This window comes from Microbacterium sp. (assembly GCF_049661145.1).
Classification (GTDB): Bacteria; Actinomycetota; Actinomycetes; order Actinomycetales; family Microbacteriaceae; genus Microbacterium.
In genome coordinates this window covers 1-2,605 of sequence record NZ_JBASZT010000183.1, presented here as the reverse complement: position 1 = coordinate 2,605, position 2,605 = coordinate 1, and the positions used below count along the sequence as shown (strand labels likewise).

The 2,605-nt window shown below is 71.4% G+C and carries 2 protein-coding genes, 1 tRNA gene and 2 pseudogenes; 3 read left to right on the top strand and 2 right to left on the bottom strand.

Annotated elements, in window-relative coordinates; all coding sequences use genetic code 11:
- A pseudogene (locus WBP48_RS08025) lies at window positions 1-415 on the bottom strand (MFS transporter); the annotation flags it as partial.
- A 73-nt stretch (window positions 416-488) separates the two neighbouring features.
- On the opposite strand from WBP48_RS08025, the gene WBP48_RS08020 reads away from it, so the two are divergent.
- From WBP48_RS08020 to WBP48_RS08010, 3 genes are all read left to right on the top strand, one after another.
- The gene (locus WBP48_RS08020) at window positions 489-1,145 is read left to right on the top strand and encodes an ArsR/SmtB family transcription factor (RefSeq protein WP_424438668.1); all 657 of its coding nucleotides are present in this window, start codon (window positions 489-491) and stop codon (window positions 1,143-1,145) included.
- A gap of 116 nt (window positions 1,146-1,261) precedes the next feature.
- The gene (locus tag WBP48_RS08015) at window positions 1,262-1,963 is read left to right on the top strand and encodes an NUDIX hydrolase (RefSeq protein WP_424438665.1); all 702 of its coding nucleotides are present in this window, start codon (window positions 1,262-1,264) and stop codon (window positions 1,961-1,963) included.
- Between the two features lie 158 nt (window positions 1,964-2,121).
- Window positions 2,122-2,213, top strand: a tRNA-Ser gene (locus WBP48_RS08010).
- Between the two features lie 54 nt (window positions 2,214-2,267).
- On the opposite strand, the pseudogene WBP48_RS08005 reads toward WBP48_RS08010, so the two are convergent.
- Window positions 2,268-2,605: pseudogene (locus WBP48_RS08005) on the bottom strand (transglutaminase); the annotation flags it as partial.

Sequence of the window (2,605 nt, the reverse complement as noted above, 5' to 3'; positions counted from 1 at the left end):
CGTCGGGGACGAGCTGCTTCAGCGCGCTCTCGCCCGCCACATCGAACAGTCCGCCCCGCAGTGCCAGCAGCGCCGCGACCGCCGCGAGCGCCCCGAAGGTGAGCGCATCGGCGACCGCGAGCACGGTGAACCCCGCGCAGACGACGACGCCGACCAGGCCGCCGATCACCATGAGGGCGAGGCGCCGGTGCCGGTCGGCGAGAACCCCGCCGGCGAGCGTCGTCACGAGCCGCACCACCATGGCCACGGCGCCGATGATGCCGGCCAGTGCGGGATCGCCGGTGGCCATGAGTGCCAATAGCGGGATCGCGAATGCGGCTAGTGCTCGCGCGAGGCCCGTGGCGGTGTCGCCGGCGAGCCAGATGAGGTAGGGGACGCTGTGCCAGAGGCGGTAGGGAGCGGTGACTGTGGTCATGGCACTCACGATAGTCTCGCAGTAGTAATTGCGCAAGAAGCATTGCGCAATGTTTGCTGTCTAGACTGGCGGCATGGAGACGGATGCCCCGACGCCCGCCGCGGGCGCCGACACCGCCGACGAGACCGAGGCCCGCACCACGTCGCCCGGCACATCGGCAGCGGGCGGCCCCGATGTCGTCACCATGACGACCGCGATGCTCAAGGCGCTGTCGCATCCGTTGCGCCGCGCCGCCCTACGGGAGGTGAGGCAGCACCGGTATCTGCGCGCCGCCGACGTCGCCGAGCGGCTGGGCGAGCCGGCGAACAAGGTGAGCTTCCACCTGCGCGTGCTGGCCGACGCCGGGCTCATCGCCGAGGCGCCCGAGCAGGCCCGCGATCGTCGCGACCGGGTGTGGACCGTGGTTCCCGGGGCGTTGACGGTGGGCAGTCCCGAGCATCCAGTCGCCGACCAGGCGCTCGGCGACGCCGTCATGAGCGCCTTCGTCGAGGAGCACTACGCGATCGTGCAGCGCGTCGTCGCGTGGGCGCCCGAGTACGTGTCGGGTCGGGATGCCGAGGTGCACGGCACCTTCGTGCGGGACTCACTGCAACTCACGCCGGCGGAGTTCGAGGCGCTCCTGGATCGCCTCGACATCGCGGTGCGCGAGGCCAAAGAACAGCACGATGAGTCCGCCCCCGATACGCGCTACTACGACCTCGACGTCATCGCCGCTGACAACCTCATCTAGCTCGAAAGTCTCGCGACATGACCCGGACCTTCTCGCCCCACGGCGCGGCAGCGCCCCTGAAAAGCTGACCCGAAGTCTTCGTGACCGGTGTGGCAGCGCGGGCGTAGCCTGGGCGGGTGCGTTTCGATGTGGCAGCCGTGCCCGATCCGGGCGGCGCCCGCGCCGAGCTCTTGCGGATCGCGACGTCGCCACAGACGTGGGACGGGCCGCTGCGCCGGCTGCCTCGCGGCGCGGCAGCCCGGCCGGCAGCCGTGCTGATCCTCTTCGGGGTGCTCGACGATCTGCCCAGTGCTCGCGAGGCGCAGGATGCCGCGGTCTCGCGCGACCTGGACGTGCTCCTGCTCGCCAGAGCCACGACGCTGCGGTCGCACCCCGGTCAGGTGGCCTTTCCTGGTGGCCGGCTCGACCCCGGCGACGATGGCCCCGTGGCGGCGGCGCTTCGCGAGGCCCGGGAGGAGACCGGCCTGGACCCGACGGGCGTCGAGGTTCTGGGCGCGCTCGACGAGGTGCCGCTGGAGTTCTCGGGTCATCTCGTCACACCCGTGCTGGCGTGGTGGCGGCATCCGTCGCCCGTACGCGTCGTGGATGTCGCGGAGTCGGCTGACGTCTTCCGCGCGCCCGTCGCGGACCTGCTCGATCCGCGCGGTCGCGGCGTCACCGTCATCCGTCGCGACGGGCAGGAGTGGCGGGGACCTGCGTTTCAGGTGGGCGGCCACCTCGTGTGGGGGTTCACGGCCCTGCTTCTGGACTCCCTGTTCGACCGGCTCGGCTGGACCGAGCCGTGGGACCGCGGCCGCGAGTTCCCGGTGTCGGTCTGATCCGCGGTGGCGCTCCCGGGATGGGGCCGCGCGTTTCGACTCGCTGCGCTCGCGAGGCGCACGGGGGCACCCGCTCGCCCCGCGACGAGCGCAGCGAGGAGTCGTAACGTCGCACACCCACCCGGGTGCGCGATCGGCCGATGATAGGCTCTCCCCTTGGAAGTGTGTCCGAGCGGCCTAAGGAGCATGGCTGGAATCCATGTAGGCGGGGTAACTCGCCTCGCAGGTTCAAATCCTGTCACTTCCGCCAGAACGGGCCAGAGCAGAGGGGCGGATGCAGTTCGCATCCGCCCCTCTGCTCATGTCATGCCGTCGCGTCGCGATCGGCGAAGGCGGACCCCGGCCGGATCACGAGCGAGCGCGGCGCCGCGACGGCTCGCGCTCGTGCTGCAGGATTCAGTGCCGCGAGCATTTCCCGGCGGATCGCCACGGCATCCGCCATCGCACCCTTGCCCCCGCCCGCACCGATGCCCGCAGCCCGCGCGTAGCTCTCCCGCTCGACGGCCGCCACGAGTCGCGACATCTCGGCCGACGGCGCGTCCGCGACGGCCACCAGCCGCGTGCCGAAGGCTCGTGGGGTCTCCGACACCGACACCGAGACCCCGAGGTCGATCGCGGCATCCTGCACGTACCGCCATGCGG